The organism is Paraburkholderia sp. Tr-20389, assembly GCF_017104565.1.
In the GTDB taxonomy this organism is placed as follows: Bacteria; Pseudomonadota; Gammaproteobacteria; order Burkholderiales; family Burkholderiaceae; genus Paraburkholderia.
In genome coordinates, this window is record NZ_JAAGPD010000124.1 from 1 (window position 1) to 261 (window position 261).

Below are 261 nucleotides of genomic sequence, written 5' to 3' on the forward strand. Positions count from 1 at the left end.
TGACGTTGTTGCCCAGGTTGCTCAGGTTGTTCGACACGTTCGAAACATTGTTCGAGACGTTGTTCACCTTCGCGTCTTCCGACATCAGCTGGCTCACGTTCACCGCATCGGTCGGGTTCAGACCCGCTGCCACGTTCGTGATGCGACGCTCTGCGCCCGCTGCGCCCACCGACACTTCACCGCCTGCTGCCGTCGCCGCTGCGATTGCCGTGCCGCCGACCGGCGTGAAGCCCGCCGTGGCCAGCGTCGCCGAGTTCGCCA

The 261-nt window shown here is 64.8% G+C and carries 1 pseudogene; it reads right to left on the reverse strand.

The features are described from left to right. A pseudogene (locus G3N95_RS41080) lies at positions 1 to 261 on the reverse strand (adhesin); the annotation flags it as partial.